General features: G+C 63.7%; 18 protein-coding genes. 13 read left to right on the forward strand and 5 right to left on the reverse strand.

Annotation, left to right across the window (positions count from 1 at the left end; genetic code table 11):
- Positions 1–5 precede the first annotated feature (5 nt).
- A complete protein-coding gene (gene lpdA, locus C9I57_RS15250) occupies positions 6–1,790 on the forward strand; it encodes a dihydrolipoyl dehydrogenase (RefSeq protein WP_107151509.1) in 1,785 nt (594 codons plus the stop codon).
- 185 nt (positions 1,791–1,975) lie between these two features.
- Here the strand turns inward: lpdA and C9I57_RS15255 are convergent, their stop codons facing one another.
- Positions 1,976–2,551 carry a phasin family protein gene (locus C9I57_RS15255; RefSeq protein ID WP_107151510.1) on the reverse strand — a complete coding sequence of 192 codons (576 nt, stop codon included), beginning with the start codon at positions 2,549–2,551 and terminating at the stop codon, positions 1,976–1,978.
- A 700-nt stretch (positions 2,552–3,251) separates the two neighbouring features.
- Here C9I57_RS15255 and pbpG point away from each other — a divergent pair.
- Complete coding sequence (pbpG, locus tag C9I57_RS15260; protein WP_107151511.1) at positions 3,252–4,409, forward strand: D-alanyl-D-alanine endopeptidase; 1,158 nt, start codon at positions 3,252–3,254, stop codon at positions 4,407–4,409.
- 90 nt (positions 4,410–4,499) lie between these two features.
- Here pbpG and C9I57_RS15265 read toward each other — a convergent pair whose 3' ends face one another.
- Positions 4,500–5,327, reverse strand: a complete 828-nt coding sequence (locus C9I57_RS15265) for an IclR family transcriptional regulator (protein ID WP_018440229.1) — start codon at positions 5,325–5,327, stop codon at positions 4,500–4,502.
- 159 nt (positions 5,328–5,486) lie between these two features.
- Between C9I57_RS15265 and C9I57_RS15270 the strand changes: the two genes are divergently transcribed.
- The 11 genes from C9I57_RS15270 to iscX all read left to right on the forward strand — a co-directional run bounded on the left by C9I57_RS15270 (position 5,487) and on the right by iscX (position 14,147).
- A complete protein-coding gene (locus tag C9I57_RS15270; RefSeq protein WP_107151718.1) occupies positions 5,487–6,209 on the forward strand; it encodes a (Fe-S)-binding protein in 723 nt (240 codons plus the stop codon).
- Positions 6,210–6,268: 59 nt separating this feature from the next.
- Positions 6,269–7,708 carry a lactate utilization protein B gene (locus C9I57_RS15275; RefSeq protein WP_107151512.1) on the forward strand — a complete coding sequence of 480 codons (1,440 nt, stop codon included), beginning with the start codon at positions 6,269–6,271 and terminating at the stop codon, positions 7,706–7,708.
- A 130-nt stretch (positions 7,709–7,838) separates the two neighbouring features.
- Positions 7,839–8,072 (forward strand): hypothetical protein, encoded by a 234-nt coding sequence (locus C9I57_RS15280; RefSeq protein WP_107151513.1) that lies wholly within the window; start codon positions 7,839–7,841, stop codon positions 8,070–8,072.
- 129 nt (positions 8,073–8,201) lie between these two features.
- On the forward strand, positions 8,202–8,732 hold the full coding sequence (gene iscR, locus C9I57_RS15285) for a Fe-S cluster assembly transcriptional regulator IscR (RefSeq protein ID WP_107151514.1): 531 nt from the start codon (positions 8,202–8,204) through the stop codon (positions 8,730–8,732).
- A 105-nt stretch (positions 8,733–8,837) separates the two neighbouring features.
- Positions 8,838–10,061: an IscS subfamily cysteine desulfurase gene (locus C9I57_RS15290; RefSeq protein WP_107151515.1), complete on the forward strand. Its 1,224-nt coding sequence runs from the start codon at positions 8,838–8,840 to the stop codon at positions 10,059–10,061.
- Between the two features lie 55 nt (positions 10,062–10,116).
- Complete coding sequence (gene iscU, locus C9I57_RS15295; RefSeq protein ID WP_107151516.1) at positions 10,117–10,554, forward strand: Fe-S cluster assembly scaffold IscU; 438 nt, start codon at positions 10,117–10,119, stop codon at positions 10,552–10,554.
- 7 nt (positions 10,555–10,561) lie between these two features.
- Positions 10,562–10,885, forward strand: coding sequence for an iron-sulfur cluster assembly protein IscA (gene iscA / locus C9I57_RS15300; protein WP_107151517.1), 324 nt, complete (start codon positions 10,562–10,564; stop codon positions 10,883–10,885).
- 193 nt (positions 10,886–11,078) lie between these two features.
- Positions 11,079–11,606: a Fe-S protein assembly co-chaperone HscB gene (gene hscB / locus C9I57_RS15305; protein WP_107151719.1), complete on the forward strand. Its 528-nt coding sequence runs from the start codon at positions 11,079–11,081 to the stop codon at positions 11,604–11,606.
- 77 nt (positions 11,607–11,683) lie between these two features.
- Positions 11,684–13,549: a Fe-S protein assembly chaperone HscA gene (gene hscA / locus C9I57_RS15310; protein WP_107151518.1), complete on the forward strand. Its 1,866-nt coding sequence runs from the start codon at positions 11,684–11,686 to the stop codon at positions 13,547–13,549.
- Between the two features lie 39 nt (positions 13,550–13,588).
- Entirely contained in the window at positions 13,589–13,930 is a 342-nt protein-coding gene (gene fdx / locus C9I57_RS15315) for an ISC system 2Fe-2S type ferredoxin (RefSeq protein WP_107151519.1), read from the forward strand.
- 19 nt (positions 13,931–13,949) lie between these two features.
- The gene (gene iscX, locus C9I57_RS15320; protein ID WP_107151520.1) at positions 13,950–14,147 is read left to right on the forward strand and encodes a Fe-S cluster assembly protein IscX; all 198 of its coding nucleotides are present in this window, start codon (positions 13,950–13,952) and stop codon (positions 14,145–14,147) included.
- 144 nt (positions 14,148–14,291) lie between these two features.
- Here the strand turns inward: iscX and C9I57_RS15325 are convergent, their stop codons facing one another.
- From C9I57_RS15325 to prfB, 3 genes are all read right to left on the reverse strand, one after another.
- Positions 14,292–15,083: a glycine zipper 2TM domain-containing protein gene (locus tag C9I57_RS15325; RefSeq protein ID WP_107151521.1), complete on the reverse strand. Its 792-nt coding sequence runs from the start codon at positions 15,081–15,083 to the stop codon at positions 14,292–14,294.
- Positions 15,084–15,456: 373 nt separating this feature from the next.
- Positions 15,457–16,983 (reverse strand): lysine--tRNA ligase, encoded by a 1,527-nt coding sequence (gene lysS / locus C9I57_RS15330; protein ID WP_107151522.1) that lies wholly within the window; start codon positions 16,981–16,983, stop codon positions 15,457–15,459.
- 12 nt (positions 16,984–16,995) lie between these two features.
- Positions 16,996–18,100 (reverse strand): peptide chain release factor 2 gene (gene prfB, locus C9I57_RS15335; protein ID WP_102607212.1). Its coding sequence is split into 2 segments (ribosomal slippage): positions 16,996–18,018 and positions 18,020–18,100, totalling 1,104 coding nucleotides; the frame shifts between segments, so codons are not numbered across the junction.
- Positions 18,101–18,142 lie beyond the last annotated feature (42 nt).

Genomic DNA, 18,142 nt, shown 5'->3' on the forward strand with positions numbered 1-18,142 from the left:
CGTGAATGAGTCTCGTCGAAGTGAAAGTGCCGGATATCGGCGACTTCAAGGACGTCGATGTCATCGAGGTCAACATCAAGGCTGGCGACGTCATCGAAAAGGAACAGTCGCTGCTGACGCTCGAGTCCGACAAGGCGTCGATGGAGGTGCCGAGCGATGCGGCCGGCACGGTCAAGGAAGTGAGGATCAAGGCCGGCGACAAGGTCTCGCAGGGCACAGTCATCGCGCTCGTCGAAGTGAGCGAAAGCGCCGGTGCTGCGAAGCCGGCGCCCGCTGCCCCATCGCCCGCGCCGGCCGCCGCCCCGGCTCCCGCGCGTGCCGAACAACCGCGCTCGCAGCCGGCTGCGGCGCCTGCCGCCGGCAGCTACACGGGTAACGTCGACATCGAATGCGACATGCTCGTGCTCGGCGCAGGCCCCGGCGGCTACTCGGCCGCCTTCCGCTCGGCGGATCTCGGCATGAAGACGGTGCTCGTCGAGCGCTATCCGACGCTCGGCGGCGTGTGCCTGAACGTCGGCTGCATTCCGTCGAAGGCGTTGCTGCACACAGCGCTGATCATGGACGAAGTCGGCGAGCTCGCCGAGCACGGCATCATGTTCGGCGAGGCGAAGATCGACCTTCCGAAGCTGCGCTCGTTCAAGTCCGGCGTCGTCAAGAAGCTGACGACGGGCCTGGCGGGCATGGCGAAAGCGCGCAAGGTCGAGGTCGTGACCGGTGTCGGTTCGTTCCTCGACCCGCACCACATGGAAGTCCAGGGCGAAAGCGGCAAAAAGGTCGTGCGCTTCAAGCAGGCAATCGTCGCGGCCGGTTCGCAAGCCGTGAAGCTGCCGTTCATGCCCGACGACCCGCGCGTCATCGATTCGACGGGCGCGCTCGAGCTGCCGCAGATTCCGCAGCGGATGCTCGTCGTCGGCGGCGGCATCATCGGACTCGAAATGGCGACGGTCTATGCGACGCTCGGCGCGAAGATCGACGTCGTCGAGATGCTCGACGGTCTCATGTTGGGCGCCGATCGCGATCTCGTGAAGGTCTGGCAGAAGTACAGCGCCAAGCATTTCGCCAACATCATGCTGAAGACGAAGACGACGTCGGCCGAAGCGAAGTCCGACGGCATCTACGTCAAGTTCGAGGGCGAGAGCGCGCCGGCGCAGGCGCAGCGCTACGACCTCGTGCTCGTGGCGGTCGGACGCAGCCCGAACGGCAAGAAAATCGGCGCCGACAAGGCGGGGATCGCAGTGACCGACCGCGGCTTCATCGAGGTCGACAAGCAGATGCGCACGAACGTGCCGCACATCTTCGCGATCGGCGACATCGTCGGTCAGCCGATGCTCGCCCACAAGGCGGTGCATGAAGGGCACGTCGCGGCCGAAGCGGCGCATGGCGAAAAGGCTTATTTCGACGCGCTGCAGATCCCGTCCGTGGCCTATACCGACCCGGAGGTCGCTTGGGCCGGAAAGACCGAGGACCAGTGCAAGGCCGAGGGCATCAAGTTCGGCAAGGCCGTCTTCCCCTGGGCCGCCTCGGGTCGGGCGATCGCTAACGGCCGGGACGAAGGCTTCACTAAGTTGATCTTCGACGAAGAGACGCATCGCGTCATCGGCGGCGGGATCGTCGGCCTGAATGGCGGCGATTTGATCAGCGAAGTGTGCCTGGCGATCGAGATGGGGGCGGATGCCACCGACATCGGCCGTACGATCCATCCGCACCCGACGCTCGGCGAATCGATCGGCATGGCCGCCGAGCTTTACGAAGGGGTCTGTACCGACCTGCCGCCGCAGCGCAAGAAGTGAAGCGGTGCGCGAAGGCTTGGCCGCCCGATTGGGCGCCAAGTTTTCGGCGCGACGGTCGCGCGATGGATTGTGGCGCCCGCCGTCACGCATGCAAAAGCAAAAACGGCGCGCTTCCGTTGGGAAGCGCGCCGTTTTTTTCCGTGCGGGGAGGGCCGGAGTTCAGCCCTCGGTTCCCGTCACGACTCTCAGGCAACAGGCTTTTTCGCTGCCGCGCGCGAAGCCGAAGCGGCTTGTTGAGCGGCCTTTTGCGCAGCCGTGGCGGCCGCGTTGAAGTTGCTTTCGGCGATTTCGACGGCTTGCTTCGTCGCCTTGTGGACCGTTTCGTACGTGGTGTTGGCTGCCGTGATCGCGGACTTCATCACGGCGACAGCCGTTTCCGAGCCGGCGGGAGCGTTCTTGCCGATATTGTCGACGAGCGCCTGCACCTTGCGGTTCTGCTCTTCGTACTGCGCTTCCGCGACGCGCGCGAATTCGGCTTGCGTGGCCGATGCGATCTCGTAGAGATGACGGCCGTACGACAGCACCTTCTCAGCCGCAGGCTGCGCGATGCTCGCTTGCAGCGCGAGCAATTCCTGCGCATCCCTCACGGACAAGGCACGCTGCGCGTTTTCCTGGCCTTCCGCGATCGTCGACTTGACGACTTGCAGGTTCAACTCGACCAGCTTCTCGATGCCTTCGAACGCCTTGTTCGTGAGGCCGAACAGCGCTTCGAGGTTGGCCTTCTGGGCTGCCGCGAATTGCTCAGGTGTCAGCAGAGTCATGTTTTCGCTCCTGATAGTCGGCCTGTCTGGCGCAGACCGGGGGGTGGAATGGCAAAACTTGAAAACTTGGGATCGCGTCGTCTAGCCGACGCGTTTTGTGCGTCGCAACAACGGAGTCTATTTTAGGCCGACTTGCACAAATGTCAAGCGCCTTTTTGTGCGTCGCACAATGTAAAGGTTTCCATGTAAAAACAAGAGCTTGCCGGTAATTCCGGCCGAGCAAACGCTCGCTTGTCGGGAAAAAATGCGGCAGTGCTCTGAACCCGTGCACCAACGTCGTGATAGGATCGCGCCCACGCTCCCGCTCGCACTTCCGTCACTTGGCTGCGCGCGTCGACGTCAACGTAAGGTCGCTGCCGCGCGTTGAGTCGGCTCGCGCGCGCAATGCGGTCCGAACGGCGCATCGCAGCGGATCACCGCCATCGTGGCGCCGCCGCTGCGCGCCGCGTACTTGGCGGGCCGACGCTGTCATTTTTCGTTCAAGTTTGCGTCAAATGCGCCGTTATGTGGCTATCGCCCCATAGCGAACCCTTGTTTTGTCGCACGATGAAATCGCGCGTGCGCGGCAGCCATTTGTGCCTGCCAGCACCTACAATTTGCTTCAAGGATCGCCGGTAAGTGCTTCAGATTGCTTATTTTTAATACCTTTACTACACTTGCCGGAACCTTCCGTCTCTCGCCACCCGTTTCAAGAACACCAATGAAAACCGCTCTGTTTTCGTCGCTGAAAGTGATGCAAGACGTGGCGCTTACCAGAGTCGTCTCGGTGACTGCTTCCCTGCTCGCCGCCGCGGTCTTCGCGGCCCCGATCGACGCGCTCGCCGCGTCCAGCTCGACCGACGCCGCTCAGACCAAGCCCGCCCTCGCGAAGAAAGCGCACAAAATCCGGCACGCCGAGGCGAAAGAAGCCGCGCGTGCGGAAAAGCCCGCCGCCCTCGCTGATGAGAAGACACGCAAGAAGCGCGTCTCGTACACCTTGAGGACGCACGGGCGTCATGGCGCAATGCGCCGGGTCGCCTTCGAGTCGCGTCTGCCGGCGACGGGTCAGGCGTTCAAGCTGCAAGAGGGGCCGGAAGGGCTCGCGCTGCGCTCGAACGTCGCTTACGTGATCGACCAGAACACGTCCGAAACCCTCTTCGACAAAAACTCGCGCTCGGTCGTGCCCATCGCCTCGATCACGAAGCTGATGACGGCGATGGTCGTCCTCGATTCGAAGATGCCGCTGACGGACGAGATCGAGGTGACGGACGAGGATCGCGACTACGAGAAGCATACGGGCTCGCGGCTTGCCGTCGGCTCTGTGCTGTCGCGCGAGGATATGCTGCACATCGCGTTGATGGCGTCGGAAAATCGCGCCGCGGCCGCGCTGTCGCGCTACTATCCCGGCGGCCGCGCCGCGTTCATCGCCGCGATGAACGCGAAGGCGAAGGCGCTCGGCATGACGGACACGCGTTTCGAGAACCCGACCGGCCTCACGAGCCATAACGTCTCGACGGCGCGCGATCTCGTGAAGATGGTCGACGCGGCCTATCAGTACCCGCTGATCCGCAAGTTCTCCACGGATCGCAGCTATACGGTCGATACGGGCCGGCGTGAGATCGCCTACAACAGCACCAACGCGCTCGTGCGCAATCCGTCGTGGGAGATCGGCCTGCAAAAGACCGGTTTCATCAATGAAGCGGGCGAATGCCTCGTGATGCAGGCGACGATTCAAGGTCGGCCGGTGATCATGGTGCTGCTCGATTCGTCGGGCAAGTACTCGCGCTTCGCCGACGCGACGCGCCTGCGCACCTGGCTCGACAACGGCGGTGATCAGCGGATCACGAGCGCCGATGCGGGCCCGCGCGGAGGGACCTGACGCGGTGCTTCATCGTCGCGACCAGAAAAAAGCCCCGTTCGCATTGACGGGGCTTTTTTTTCGGCCGGCTGACGTGGCTCAAGCGGTGGCTCAAGCGGTTTTCGCCGCTTTCGTGTCGTGGCCGTTGCCGGCCGTCGCGCTCACGGCTTCGGGGTGGTATCCGAGCGATTCGGAGATGACGAGCGCGGTGCGGCTCAGATGACCGAGCCACGCATCCTGCAGCCGGTCCGCCGGAGCCGACAGCGAGAGGCCGGCAACGAGCTTGCCCGTGTCGTCGTAGATTCCGGCGGCGATACAGCGCACGCCGAGCTCCAGCTCTTCGTTGTCGCGGGCGCAGGCCTGCTGACGCACCTGCAGCAACTCTCGCTCGAGCCGTCCGAGGTCCGTGATGCTGTTTTGCGTGTGCCCCGACAGACCCGTGCGCGTGGCATAGGCACGCACGCGCGGAGCCTCGTCGGCCGCCAGGAAGAGCTTGCCGACCGATGTCAGATGCAGCGGGGCCCGGCCGCCGATCGCGCGCACGACCTGCATGCCCGAGCGCTCGGAGTAGGCACGTTCGATGTAGACGATCTCGTCGCCCTGGCGCACTGACAGGTTGACCGTCTGCCCGGTGAGGCGATGCAGCTCGCGCATCGGCGCGAGCGCCGCATCACGCACGGAGAGGCGGGCCTTGACGAGGTTGCCGAGCTCGAGCAGCCGCATGCCGAGCCGGTAAGTGCCCGGATCCGAACGGTCGACCAGGCGGCAGGTGACCATGTCGTTGAGAATGCGGTGCGCCGTCGACGGGTGCAGCTCCGTGCGCAGGGCGAGTTCCTTGAGACTGACCGGGTCGGTGTGACCGGCAAGGGCGTCCAGCAGGCGCATCATGCGTTCGATGACCTGGATCGACGTCTTGGTGTCCTGGTTCGTATCGCTCATCGTGGATCGAATGACGCAAAGCAAAAAGTCATTGTATCTCGTATTGTGAAAAAAGCGAACGCTGTTCGAACGCTGGTTCGGCACCGTTTTTTGGCGGATCGCCCGCGCGAGCGGCCGCAATCGACGGATAATGGCAGCGATCGCCTCAACGGAGCTCTCATGCGCGTCGGATTGTTCGTCACTTGCCTCATCGACCTCATGCGCCCCGAAATCGGGTTTTCGGTCGTCAAGCTGATCGAGCAGGCGGGCTTCGAGGTCGTCGTGCCGCCGGCCCAGACCTGCTGCGGGCAGCCCGCCTACAACTCGGGCGAGCGGCGCATCGCGCGCGATCTGGCCGAGAAGATGCTGCGCGAGTTCGAGCAGTTCGACTACGTCGTCGTTCCGTCCGGGTCCTGCGGCGGCATGATCGCTGTCCACTACGCCGATCTTTTTGCCGACGATCCCGAGCTTATGGGACGCTATGGACGCCTTCGCGCCAAGGTTCATGAACTGACGGACTTTCTCGTGAACGTGGCGAAGGTCGAGCTGACGCCCGGGCATTTCGCGGGCCCCGTCACCTATCACGACTCGTGCTCAGGGCTGCGCGAGCTCGGCGTCAAGCTCGAACCGCGGGCCTTGCTCGCGCAAAAGGGCGTCGAGATCAACGAGATGAAGGGCTGCGAGCACTGCTGCGGCTTCGGCGGCACCTTTGCGGTCAAGTACGGCAATATCTCGACGGCGATCGTCGACGAAAAGTGCGAAAACATCCGTGCGAGCGGCGCGGACACGGTCGTGCTTGGGGATCTCGGCTGTATCCTCAACATCGAAGGCCGTCTGCGGCGCACGGGCGACACGGTTACGCGCGTGCTTCATATCGCCCAGGTGCTCGCGGAAGACATCTGACGCTGACGCGTCTTAGCCTCTTTGTCTCTGCCTCTTTGTCTCTTCGATACGGTGCTTTCATGCAAGTCCAATCGATGCACTTCAAGGCGCGCGCGAAGGAGAGTCTCGCCAACGCGCGTTTGCAGCAAAACCTGACGAAGCTGTCGACCAAGTTCGTTTCGGCGCGCGCGGTGGCGATGGAGTCGATCGACTTTCCGACGACGCGCGCGGAGCTCAAGGCGCGCCGCAACCGGGCGCTCGACGATCTCGACGTCTGGCTCGAGACGTTCGAGCGCGAGGCGACGCGCCGCGGCGTGACGGTGCTCTACGCCGAGACGACGCGCGACGCGGCGCGGCTCGTGGCCGAGATCGCGCGTCGACACGAGGTCAAGAAGGTCATCAAGACCAAATCGATGGTTTCGGAGGAGATGCGCCTGAACGCGGTTCTCGGCGAAATGGGCGTGCAGTCGATCGAGACGGACCTCGGCGAGTACATCCTGCAGATCAACGACAACGAGCCGCCCAGCCACATCATCGCGCCCGTGGTGCACAAGGATAAGGAGGAGATTGCCGATCTTTTCGCGCGAACGCACGCGCGTGCGCGCCTCACCGAAATTCCGCAGATGACGCGCGAGGCGCGCGACGTCCTGCGGCCTCACTTCATGTCGGCCGACATGGGTGTGACCGGGGGCAACTTCCTGATCGCGGAGACGGGCTCCGTCGTGCTCGTCACGAACGAAGGCAACGAAGGCATGTGCACGGTCATGCCGCGCGTGCACGTGGCCGTGACCGGCATCGAAAAGGTGCTGCCGACGCTCGAGGACCTCGCGGTCGCGATGCGGCTTCTGCCGCGCTCGGCGACCGGGCAGTCCACGTCGAATTACTTTTCCCTGCTGACCGGGCATCGCGCCGAGGGCGATGGCGACGGCCCCGCGCATATGTACGTCGTGCTCGTCGACGGCGGCCGTACCGGTCTCATCGGCGGCGAGTTTCAGGAGATGTTGCGCTGCATACGCTGCGGCGCCTGCATGAACCACTGTCCCGTCTATCAGAAGGTCGGCGGCCACGCTTACGGTTGGGTCTATCCGGGCCCGATGGGCTCCGTGCTCACGCCGAGTTATGTAGGGCTCGACAAGGCGGTTGACCTGCCGCAGGCGGCCACGCTTTGCGGCGAGTGCAATAGCGTCTGCCCGGTCGGCATACCGATTTCGGACCTCTTGCGCAAGCTGCGCGAAAAGCAAATGGACCGGCACTTACGGCCCCTCGCGGAACGGATCGGGCTTGCCGCATGGGGATTCGTCGCCGTGCGGCCGGCGCTTTACGGGCTAGTCACCAAGCTTGCCGTTCGCGTGCTCGAAACGATGGGTGGGCGCAGCCGCTCGATCTCGCGGCTGCCGCTCGGGCGGGGGTGGACGGCGACGCGCGAGATGCCGGCGCCCGTCGGCCGTACGTTCCGCGAGCTCTATGCCGCGCAACGCAGTCATGGTGGCGACCGCGCGCCCCGCAGCGCCGGGTCGTAGCACGATTGTTTATGCTATCGCAACGCTGAATTCGCTATTCCCGGCTTTGTCTCAATAGTCGATATCTATAGAATCCTCTCATGTAACCGCGGACGCGCATGTGCGCGCCCACAGCAACGAGGGGCGCAAGATGAAAACGAGAATATCGGTCTATTGGCCACTGGCCGTGGCGGTGACGCTGGCCGCCCTGGCGGCGATGCAAGCGTACGGCGCGAAGGCGCGGCATGAGCCGCTGGCGGCGGAGCAGGTGAGCGCGGAACTGGCTCGCACGATCTCTTACGGCCTCATTGACGGAGCTGAAACCGCGAGCACGGCCACCGTGGGGCAACGCGCCGCGAGCGCCGGGAAGCCGCAAGCGTCGTAGGAGGGGCGCCTCTATAATGGCGCCTTCGTACCCTAATGACCCGTTCGGCGGCAGGGGATACTTGACTAAAAATGTCATGTATTTATACTTGACCGCAATTGTCAAGAATTGCGGTTTCCCCCCAATACCATGAGACTCACCACGAAAGGGCGTTTCGCCGTCACGGCGATGATCGACTTGGCGCTCCGGCAGGATCAGGGGCCGGTGACGCTCGCTGGAATCAGCCAGCGCCAGAGGATCTCGCTGTCCTATCTCGAGCAGCTGTTCGGCAAGCTGCGTCGCCACGAGATCGTCGAGTCGGTGCGCGGGCCGGGCGGCGGTTACAACCTCGCCCGCAGGGCCAACGAAGTGACGGTCGCGGACATCATCATCGCCGTCGACGAGCCGCTCGATGCCACTCAGTGCGGTGGCAAGGGCTCATGCGAAGGCACGAAGCAAAGCGACGGCCACTGCATGACGCACGAGCTCTGGTCGACGCTGAACCAGAAGATGGTCGAGTACCTCGATTCAGTGTCGTTGCAGGATCTCGTCGATCAGCAGCGCTCGCGCGAGGGCGTGCCGTCGGTCCTGCACGATCGGCGTACGGAGCCGGCTGCCCCCGAGGCGCCGCGTCCGACACCGAGAGGTCCGAACTCGGTATTCAACATCGCGAGTTCATAGCTGATTCCAGTGCGCTGCCCGTCGAGCCGGCTCGAGCGATCGAGCCGAGCGTAACGGAATGAGGCGAGCGCCGTACCCAAAACAACGAGTCCCCCGGAGCGATTGATGATCAACGAAATGCCCCATCTGCCCATCTATATGGACTACAGCGCGACGACGCCCGTCGATCCGCGCGTGGTGGACAAGATGATTCCGTATCTGCGCGAGCAGTACGGCAACCCCGCATCGCGCAGCCATTCATACGGATGGGAAGCGGAGCGCGCCGTCGAAGAGGCGCGCGAGCATGTCGCCGCGCTGGTCAACGCCGATCCGCGCGAAATCATCTGGACGTCGGGCGCGACGGAGTCGGACAACCTCGCGATCAAGGGCGCCGCGCACTTCTACAAGAGCCGCGGCAAGCATGTCGTCACGGTGAAAACCGAACATAAAGCGGTGCTCGACACGGCCCGTGAACTCGAGCGCGAAGGCTTCGAAGTCACGTACCTCGACGTCCAAGAGAACGGCCTCATCGATATCGAGGCGTTCAAGGCGGCCTTGCGTCCCGACACGATTCTCGTCTCCGCGATGTTCGTGAACAACGAAATCGGCGTGATTCAGGACATCGAGACGATCGGCGAGATCTGCCGCTCGAAGAACATCATCTTTCATGTCGACGCCGCGCAGGCGACGGGCAAGGTCGAGATCGACCTCAATCGTCTGAAGGTCGACCTGATGTCGTTTTCGGCGCACAAGACTTACGGCCCGAAGGGCATCGGTGCGCTCTATGTGCGCCGCAAGCCGCGCGTGCGCATCGAGGCGCAGATGCACGGCGGCGGCCATGAGCGCGGCATGCGCTCCGGTACGCTCCCGACGCATCAGATCGTCGGGATGGGCGAGGCATTTCGCATCGCCCGCGAGGAAATGGCGACCGAAAACGAGCGCGTGCGCATGCTGCGCGACCGGTTGCTTGCCGGCCTCACGGAAATCGAGGAGGTCTATGTCAACGGCGACATGGAACGGCGCATTCCGCACAACCTGAACCTGAGCTTCAACTTCGTCGAAGGCGAATCGCTGATCATGGCGATCAAGGAAGTTGCCGTTTCATCGGGCTCCGCGTGCACGTCGGCCTCGCTCGAACCGTCGTATGTACTGCGCGCGCTCGGCCGCAACGACGAGCTCGCGCATAGCTCGATCCGGTTCACCGTGGGTCGCTTCACGACGGAACAGGAGGTCGAATTCGTGGTCGATCTGTTGAAGAGGAAGATCGCCAAGCTGCGCGACCTGTCCCCGCTCTGGGAAATGCACCAGGACGGCATCGATCTGTCGACGATCAAGTGGGCCGCGCATTGAAGCGGCACTGGACGACAAACACCGGACGACACAGGAATCAAGGAGAGTTTTGACCATGTCTTACAGCAATAAAGTGTTGGATCACTACGAGAATCCGCGCAACGTCGGCTCGTTCGCCAAGGACGACGACACCGTGGGCACCGGCATGGTCGGGGCGCCCGCTTGCGGCGATGTGATGAAGCTGCAGATCCGCGTGGGCGCGGACGGCGTCATCGAAGATGCGAAGTTCAAGACGTACGGCTGCGGTTCGGCCATCGCATCGAGCTCGCTCGTCACCGAGTGGGTGAAGGGCAAGACGCTCGACGAGGCACTCGCGATCAAGAACACGCAGATCGCCGAGGAGCTGGCGCTGCCGCCCGTGAAGATCCATTGTTCGATCCTGGCCGAGGACGCGATCAAGGCCGCGGTGGCCGATTACAAGCAACGCCATGCGGGCGTGGCGGGCGACGCGGCTGGAAAGACAGTGGAAGATGCAAACCAGCAAGCTGCTTGAATGAGCCATGGCAATCACATTGACTGACAAGGCCGCGCAGCAAGTCCAGAAGTATCTGGTGCGGCGCGGCAAGGGACTCGGTCTGCGGCTCGGCGTCCGGACGACGGGCTGCTCGGGCCTGGCGTACAAACTCGAATACGTCGATGAGCTCGAGCCCGAGGACCAGGTCTTCGAGTCCAATGGCGTCAAAGTCATCGTCGACCCGAAGAGCCTCGCCTATATCGACGGCACGGAGCTCGACTTCGCGCGCGAAGGGTTGAACGAGGGATTCAAGTTCAACAACCCGAACGTGAAGGACGAGTGCGGCTGCGGCGAGTCATTCCGCGTCTAACGACGCTCGCGAGCGTTTCGTAGCGGTTCTCCTTCCTGCAAGCATCGACCGGAGAGAAGGGCGGCGCGAGCCGCCTTTTGTTCGCTCGCGCGGCGCGGCGTCGTCGAGGGATTTCACGAGTCGCCGTGTGCCGTCGCGCCCTTGCGCACAAGTGAACATCGCGGCCCCCGGGGCCTTCAACGACTACCGCCTCATGTCTTCGATCCAGCAAAATTACTTCGAGCTTTTCCATCTGCCCGCACGATTCGCGCTTGATACCGATGCGCTCGATGCGGCCTACCGTACGGTGCAGGCGCAGGTTCATCCCGATCGTTTCGCCGCCGCCGGAGACGCGCAAAAGCGCATTGCGATGCAGTGGGCCGCACGCGCCAACGAGGCGTACGGCACGCTTCGCGATCCGCTCAAGCGTGCCACTTATCTGCTTTCGCTGCGCGGGGCCGACGTCGAGGCCGAGAACAACACGGCGATGGAACCGGTGTTTTTGATGCAACAAATGGAGTGGCGCGAGCGCGTGGAAGATGCCGCGGGCGCGAAGAATGTCGAAGCGCTCAATGCCTTGCTCGACGAGCTGCGCGATGAGGAGCGCGCGCGCTTCGCGAAACTCGCCGCATTGCTCGACGGCGGCGCTGATCAGCCGGCGGCCGAAGCGGTGCGGCAATTGATGTTCATCGAGCGCGTTGCGACCGAAATCGGCGCGCAGATCGAAAAGCTCGAGAACTAGGGACCTAAGCTGCTACGCAGCGAGCATCGCGCAGCCGACTCATAATAGCGGGGCATGGATCCCCGAAGAAACCTCAGATGGCCTTATTGCAAATTTCCGAACCGGGCATGGCGCCCGCGCCGCATCAACGGCGCCTCGCCGTCGGTATCGATCTCGGCACGACGAATTCCCTGGTTGCCGCCGTGCGCAACGGCGTACCCGACGCGCTGCCCGATGAGCACGGGCGTGTGCTGCTGCCGTCCGTCGTGCGCTATCTCGAGAAAGACGGGCGTCGTATCGGATACGCGGCAAAGGAAGAAGCCGCGCTCGATCCGCGCAACACCATCGTCTCCGTGAAGCGCTTCATGGGGCGCGGCAAGGCGGAGGTCGAAGGCGCCGAGAATGCGCCGTACGACTTTGTCGACGCGCCCGGCATGGTGCAGATTCGCACGGCCGCGGGGGTCAAAAGCCCCGTCGAAGTGTCCGCCGAAATCCTCGCCACGCTGCGCCAACGCGCCGAAGATACGCTCGGCGATGAGCTCGTCGGCGCCGTGATTACCGTGCCCGCCTATTTCGATGAGGCGCAGCGGCAGGCGACGAAAGATGCCGCCCGTCTCGCCGGCCTCAATGTGCTGCGCCTGCTCAACGAACCGACGGCGGCGGCGATCGCATATGGCCTCGACAATGGAGCCGAAGGGCGCTACGCGGTCTACGACCTCGGCGGTGGCACGTTCGATCTGTCGATCCTCAAGCTCACGAAGGGGGTCTTCGAGGTGTTGGCCGCGGGCGGCGATTCGGCGCTCGGCGGCGACGACTTCGACCATGTGCTGTTTCGCCACGTGTTGTCCGAGGCCGGGCTCGCGCCGCAAAGCCTCGCGCCCGAGGACGTCCGGCTGCTGCTCGATCGCGTGCGCGCGGCGAAAGAGGCGTTGTCGAGCGCCAACGACGTGCTGTTCGAGGCGACGCTGTCCGATGGCACGAGCATCGCTCAGCCGATCACCGAAGCTCGATTCGCGGCGCTCGTCGAGCATCTGGTGCAGCGCACGCTCGGGCCGACGAAAAAGGCATTGCGCGACGCGAAAATCTCGCCCGCCGACGTCAAGGGTATCGTGCTCGTCGGCGGCGCGACGCGCATGCCGGTGATTCGCCGCGCCGTCGAAGCGTTCTTCGGTCAGCCCCCGCTCACCAATCTTGACCCCGATCAGGTGGTCGCGCTAGGAGCCGCCATTCAGGCCGACTTGCTTGCCGGCAACCGCGGCGGCGACGACTGGCTGCTGCTCGACGTGATTCCGCTCTCGCTCGGCGTGGAGACGATGGGTGGGCTCGTCGAAAAGATCGTTCCGCGCAACTCGACGATCCCGGTCGCGCGTGCCCAGGAGTTCACGACGTTCAAAGACGGCCAGACCGCGATGGCGATCCACGTCGTCCAGGGAGAGCGCGAGCTCGTGTCCGACTGCCGCTCGCTCGCGCGCTTCGAGCTGCGCGGGATTCCGCCGATGGCGGCCGGCGCTGCGCGCATTCGCGTGACCTACCAGGTCGATGCCGACGGATTGCTTTCCGTCGTCGCACGGGAACAGCATTCGGGCGTCGAGGCGTCCGTCGTCGTGAAGCCTTCGTATGGGCTCGCCGACGACGACATCGCGCGCATGCTCGAAGATAGCTTCAAGTCGGCGGAGTTCGACATGCGCGCGCGCGCGCTGCGCGAAGCGCAGGTCGAGGCCGAGCGTCTGATCGAAGCGACCGAGGCGGCGCTCGCGGCCGATGGCGAACTGCTCGACGCCGCCGAGCGTGCGCTCGTCGACGCCGCGCTCGTCGGTTTGCGCGAAGCGGCACATGGCAGCGATGCTGATGCGATCGAAGCCGCCACGAAGGCACTCGCTTCGGCGACGGACGAATTTGCCGCGCGCCGCATGGACAAGAGCATTCGCGCGGCACTCAAGGGTCGCCGGCTCGATGAGGTCTGACAAGCAAGCCCCACACTACACTGATTGAACGGAAACCGTATGTCGCAAATCGTTGTGCTGCCCCATGTCGAACTGTGCCCCGAGGGAGCGGTCATCGAGGCTGAGCCGGGTAAGAGCGTCTGCGCGACGCTGCTCGAGAACGGGATCGAGATCGAGCATGCTTGCGAAATGTCTTGCGCATGCACCACTTGCCATGTGATCGTACGCGAGGGCTTCGACACGCTCGAGCCGTCCGAGGAGAACGAGGACGACCTGCTCGACAAGGCATGGGGACTCGAGCCCACTTCGAGGCTTTCATGCCAGGCAGTCGTGCCCGAAGGCGAGGATCTCGTCATCGAGATTCCGCGCTACTCGATCAACCATGCGAAAGAAAGTCATTGAACCGAGGAGGGAGCAAGCCATGAAGTGGACGGACGTACAAGAAATCGCAATGGCCCTCACCGATAAACACAGCGGCACCGATCCGCAATACGTGCGGTTCACGGACTTGCATCGGTGGGTGACGGAGCTCGAAGGGTTCGACGATGACCCGAACCGGTCGAACGAAAAGATCCTCGAGGCCATCCAGCTAGCCTGGATCGAAGATGCGGCCGAATGAGCCGCGTCGGGAGCGGACCGAACGAACTAAACGGACGGGCGGCCGCTGAGGCCGCCGAATCGGCCGGGCTTCATCGGCCGTAAAAAAGGCGATCCGTCGGCGGGATCGCCTTTTTTGTATTCCCGAGCGCGGCGGGCGCGCGGCTCAGCGGGCGACGAGCGTACCGCGCTCGATCCTCACCGGCTCTCCTTGCTGGAACGGCGGTGCCTGGCGGTAGGTGAAATAACGGAGCCGGCCGTTCTCCATCCGCACGCGGACCTGGTAGTCCGTCGTGCTGCGCAGGTGTCTCTCGACCGCATTGCCGGCGAAGCCGCCGCCCACTGCGCCGAGGACCGTCATCGCGGCCCGACCCGTACCGGCGCCGAACTGATTGCCGAGCAGGCCACCCGCGACAGCGCCGCCCACGGCGCCGATCCCTGTGCCATGGCCCTGGTGGCGCACCGTTACGATCGATTCCACGGTGCCGCAGCTGGCGCACGCGGCTGCCTGCGGCTGCGGTTGTTGTTGCGGCGTGGAGTAGGGTTGCTGCCCGGAATACGGCTGCTGAGCGTATTGCTGCCCCGGCTGCGCATAGAGGTTCGGCGCGGACTGAGTGGCGTACTGACCTTGCTGGGCAGTTGGCGCCGCGTTTTGCTCGGGCGACGATTGAGCCGATTGTTGAGCCGATTGTTGCGCTTCAGTGGCTTGGCCAGGCGCCGTCGATCGCGGTGCGGGCGCGACTGCCGCGGCGGCCGGCGCGCGAGCCGACGAATCCACGACCGGTTGATTCGCGATCTGCGCGCTCTGCGTTTGATCGTTTTGCGCGCCCGTGCTCGAAGCCTTCGGAAAGAGACCGGTAATGGCGGCCGTGGCGGCCAGGCTCGCGACGATGACTGTCGCCGCCGCCGTGGCGACGAGCGGATGCATGCGGCGCGGCGACGCGGTAGGCTGATTCATGACGGACCTCGTGTCAGCGTTCCATCCCGGGTTTGCGCTTTGGCTGTCGGCCAGAACTCGTGCTTCTGCACTCATTGGGGCGTCATGCAAAGCTCTTGCCCGATCTCCCTGCATAATCGGGATGTACTTGTTCCTACTTAATTGGACACCAGTGTCTGCCAAACGCTGCAGGCCTGCGTTTCAATTTGTAACTGATTGCGGACGGTGAGATCCGCGCGGGATTTGTTTCGTTGGAAGAAAGCCTTCGGCGCACCGGCTTAGCGGGGTCCGAAGCGAGCTGCGCCGCCGCCGGGTCACAGCTCGAAGCATCGCTTTTACCTGCGGTTACAAACTGTCGGGCTCGCGCAACGCCCGACAGTCGACCGTCCGGCGGTCAGTCCTCGCGGCGCAGGTGGGGGAAGAGAATCACGTCGCGGATGCTCGGGCTGTCGGTCAGCAGCATCACGAGGCGGTCGATGCCGATGCCGCAGCCGCCCGTCGGCGGCATCGCGTATTCGAGCGCACGAATGTAATCGGCGTCGTAATACATCGCCTCTTCGTCGCCGGCGTCTTTCTGCTCGACTTGTTTTTTGAAGCGAGCCGCCTGGTCTTCGGGGTCGTTGAGCTCAGAGAAGCCGTTCGCGATCTCGCGGCCCGTGATGAAGAGCTCGAAGCGCTCGGTGATTCCTTCGACCGTATCCGACGCGCGCGCGAGCGGCGAGACTTCGACCGGATAATCGACGATGAACGTCGGCTCCCAGAGTTGCGACTCGGCCGTTTCCTCGAAGAGCGCGAGCTGCAACGCGCCGATGCCGGCGTTCTTGAACGCGGGCTGCGCCGTGTCCACGCCGAACCGCTTCAGCTCGGCGCGCAAAAACACCGCATCGGCAAGCTGAGCATCGGTGTAGTCGGGCGCGTACTTGCGGATCGCCTGCGTGATCGTCAGCCGATGAAACGGCTTGGAAAAATCGAGCTCGCGTTGCTGGTACGTGAACGTCGCGGAGCCGAGCGCGTCGATGGCGGCTTTGCGGATCAGACGCTCGGTGAAATCCATGAGCCACACGTAGTCCGTATAGGCCGCATAGAACTCCATCATCGTGAACTCGGGGTTGTGCCGCGGCGACACGCCCTCGTTGCGGAAGTTGCGGTTGATTTCGAAGACGCGCTCGAAGCCGCCCACGACCAGGCGCTTCAAGTAGAGCTCCGGCGCAATGCGCAGGAACATCTGCATGTCGAGCGCGTTGTGGTGCGTCACGAAAGGCTTTGCGGCCGCGCCGCCCGGAATGGGGTGCAGCATCGGCGTTTCGACTTCCATGAAGTCGGCATCGGCCATGAATTTGCGGATCGAGGCGACGGCCTTCGTGCGGGCGACGAACGTCTTGCGTGCTTCGGGCGTGACGATGAGATCGACGTAGCGCTGCCGGTAACGCATTTCTTGATCGGCGAGCCCGTGGAACTTGTCGGGCAGCGGACGCAGCGCTTTCGCCAGCAGCCGCAGTTCGGTGCAACGAACCGACAGCTCGCCCTTGTTCGTGCGGAACAGTACGCCGCGCGCGGCGACGATGTCGCCGAGATCCCACTTCTTGAATGCTTCGTACGCTTGCTCGCCGACGTCGGCCGGCGTGACGAAGAACTGGATCTGGCCGGAGCCGTCTTGCACCGTGGCGAAGCTGGCCTTGCCCATGATTCGCTTGAGCATCATCCGGCCGGCGATGGCGACTGGAAGTGCCGTGGCTTCGAGCGCGTCCTTGTCGGCATCGGCATGCGCCGTCTGCAATTCGCCGGCGCGATGCGTCGGGCGGAAGTCGTTCGGGTAGGCGACGCCCGACTCGCGCAGCGCACGCAATTTCTCGCGGCGCTCGGCGATGATCTTGTTTTCGTCGGCGCTGTTGTCCAGGCTCGTGAGGGTTGGTTCGGTCATGGTCTTGGCTGCTTACACACCTTGCTTGAGGCTCGCGCTGATGAATTCGTCGAGGTCCCCGTCGAGCACGGCTTTCGTGTTGCTGATTTCGACATTCGTCCGCAAGTCCTTGACGCGGCTTTGGTCGAGCACGTAGGAGCGGATCTGATGGCCCCAGCCCACGTCGGTCTTGCTCGATTCCAGCTTGTCCTGCTCCGCCTGGCGCTTGCGCAGTTCCGCTTCGTAAAGACGCGACTTCAGCATCGCCATGGCTTCGGCGCGGTTGCGGTGCTGCGAGCGGTCGTTCTGACACTGCACGACGATGCCCGAGGGCAGGTGCGTGATGCGGACGGCCGAATCGGTCTTGTTGATGTGCTGGCCGCCCGCGCCCGAAGCGCGGAACGTATCGATGCGCAGATCGGCCGGGTTGATGTCGACTTCGATCGAATCGTCGACTTCCGGGTAGACGAACACCGACGAAAAGGACGTATGGCGGCCGCCCGAAGAGTCGAACGGCGATTTGCGCACGAGGCGGTGAATACCGGTTTCGGTGCGCAGGAAGCCATAGGCATATTCGCCTTCGACCTTGATCGTCGCGCTCTTGATGCCGGCCACGTCGCCTTCGGACTCTTCGAGCACCTCGGCCTTGAAGCCCTTGCGCTCGCAGTAGCGCAGATACTGGCGCAACAGCATCGACGCCCAGTCGCACGCCTCGGTGCCGCCGGCGCCGGCCTGAATGTCGATGAATGCGTTGTTCGGATCGGCCGGATTCGCGAACATCCGGCGAAATTCCATGTCCGCGACGCGGTGTTCGAGCGATGCCGCATCGGCTTCGCATGCGACGAGCGTGTCGTCGTCGTTTTCGTCGCGCGCCATCTCGAACAGATCCTGCGCGTCGCGCAAATCGTTATCGAGTGAGGCGAGGGTGAGAACGACGGCCTCGAGCGACTTTTTTTCCCGGCCGAGGGCCTGGGCGTGCTTCGAGTCGTTCCAGACGTTCGGGTCTTCGAGTTCCTTGTTGACTTCGGCTAGACGCGCCGTTTTGGCGTCGTAGTCAAAGATACCCCCGTAGCTCGCCCGCGCGCCGGCGCAGGTCCGCGAGAGAGCCCTCGATCGCGTTCAGACGTTCCGCTTCCATGTCGATCAGCTTCGGATTCGTAAAAAGGTGAAATTATAGCCG

The sequence above is a fragment of the Trinickia symbiotica genome (genome assembly GCF_003028655.1).
In the GTDB taxonomy this organism is placed as follows: Bacteria; Pseudomonadota; Gammaproteobacteria; order Burkholderiales; family Burkholderiaceae; genus Trinickia; species Trinickia symbiotica_A.

What these genes read in the sequence shown, in the direction of transcription:
- iscR (WP_107151514.1), top strand. Translation starts at nt 8,202, where the DNA reads ATGAGACTCACCACGAAAGGGCGTTTCGCCGTCACGGCGATGATCGAC.
- C9I57_RS15255 (WP_107151510.1), bottom strand. Translation starts at nt 2,551, where the DNA reads ATGACTCTGCTGACACCTGAGCAATTCGCGGCAGCCCAGAAGGCCAAC.
- iscU (WP_107151516.1), top strand. Translation starts at nt 10,117, where the DNA reads ATGTCTTACAGCAATAAAGTGTTGGATCACTACGAGAATCCGCGCAAC.
- iscA (WP_107151517.1), top strand. Translation starts at nt 10,562, where the DNA reads ATGGCAATCACATTGACTGACAAGGCCGCGCAGCAAGTCCAGAAGTAT.
- hscA (WP_107151518.1), top strand. Translation starts at nt 11,684, where the DNA reads ATGGCCTTATTGCAAATTTCCGAACCGGGCATGGCGCCCGCGCCGCAT.
- pbpG (WP_107151511.1), top strand. Translation starts at nt 3,252, where the DNA reads ATGAAAACCGCTCTGTTTTCGTCGCTGAAAGTGATGCAAGACGTGGCG.
- lysS (WP_107151522.1), bottom strand. Translation starts at nt 16,983, where the DNA reads ATGACCGAACCAACCCTCACGAGCCTGGACAACAGCGCCGACGAAAAC.
- fdx (WP_107151519.1), top strand. Translation starts at nt 13,589, where the DNA reads ATGTCGCAAATCGTTGTGCTGCCCCATGTCGAACTGTGCCCCGAGGGA.
- C9I57_RS15265 (WP_018440229.1), bottom strand. Translation starts at nt 5,327, where the DNA reads ATGAGCGATACGAACCAGGACACCAAGACGTCGATCCAGGTCATCGAA.
- C9I57_RS15280 (WP_107151513.1), top strand. Translation starts at nt 7,839, where the DNA reads ATGAAAACGAGAATATCGGTCTATTGGCCACTGGCCGTGGCGGTGACG.
- C9I57_RS15275 (WP_107151512.1), top strand. Translation starts at nt 6,269, where the DNA reads ATGCAAGTCCAATCGATGCACTTCAAGGCGCGCGCGAAGGAGAGTCTC.
- iscX (WP_107151520.1), top strand. Translation starts at nt 13,950, where the DNA reads ATGAAGTGGACGGACGTACAAGAAATCGCAATGGCCCTCACCGATAAA.
- C9I57_RS15270 (WP_107151718.1), top strand. Translation starts at nt 5,487, where the DNA reads ATGCGCGTCGGATTGTTCGTCACTTGCCTCATCGACCTCATGCGCCCC.
- C9I57_RS15290 (WP_107151515.1), top strand. Translation starts at nt 8,838, where the DNA reads ATGATCAACGAAATGCCCCATCTGCCCATCTATATGGACTACAGCGCG.
- hscB (WP_107151719.1), top strand. Translation starts at nt 11,079, where the DNA reads ATGTCTTCGATCCAGCAAAATTACTTCGAGCTTTTCCATCTGCCCGCA.
- C9I57_RS15325 (WP_107151521.1), bottom strand. Translation starts at nt 15,083, where the DNA reads ATGAATCAGCCTACCGCGTCGCCGCGCCGCATGCATCCGCTCGTCGCC.
- lpdA (WP_107151509.1), top strand. Translation starts at nt 6, where the DNA reads ATGAGTCTCGTCGAAGTGAAAGTGCCGGATATCGGCGACTTCAAGGAC.